The sequence below is a fragment of the Paenibacillus sp. 01T422 genome (assembly GCF_056398785.1).
Genome location: NZ_JBFTQB010001630.1, coordinates 1 through 479 on the forward strand (window position 1 = coordinate 1; position 479 = coordinate 479).

At 46.8% G+C, this 479-nt stretch carries 1 pseudogene; it reads right to left on the reverse strand.

Going from position 1 to position 479, the window contains the following annotated elements:
• Nucleotides 1–30: 30 nt before the first annotated feature.
• Nucleotides 31–479, reverse strand: a pseudogene (locus AC1DUA_RS40505) (carbohydrate ABC transporter permease); the annotation flags it as partial.

Sequence of the window (479 nt, forward strand, 5' to 3'; positions counted from 1 at the left end):
GTCGGTGACAGCATCGGAAGTGTAATTTTATGTCGGTGACAGCATCGGAAGTGTAATTTTATAAAATTGCACAAATCGGTTCGCTCCGTCCACGCCAGAAGCTTCGTATAGGTCATTCGGAATTTGCTTGAGTCCAGCCAAGAAAATAACCATCGATGATCCGAATTGCCATACGGTTAATAAAATAAGCGTCCACAACGCCGTGCTCGGATTGGTAATCCAGCCAATTCCTTGAATGCCGAACTTCGCAAGGACTTCATTGAAAATACCATCGACGCCAAAAATGTTCCGCCACAGCAAGGATACCGCGATGCTCCCCCCAATCAGGGATGGAAAATAGATCGCCGTACGATAGGCGGAAATCCCTCTCATCGCTTTATTCAACAGTAAGGCGACTAGCAGCGCCGCAGCTAGCTTCAATGGTACAGAGGCTAGCACGTAGAAAAACGTGATTTTTACGGATTGCAGAAACTTCGCAT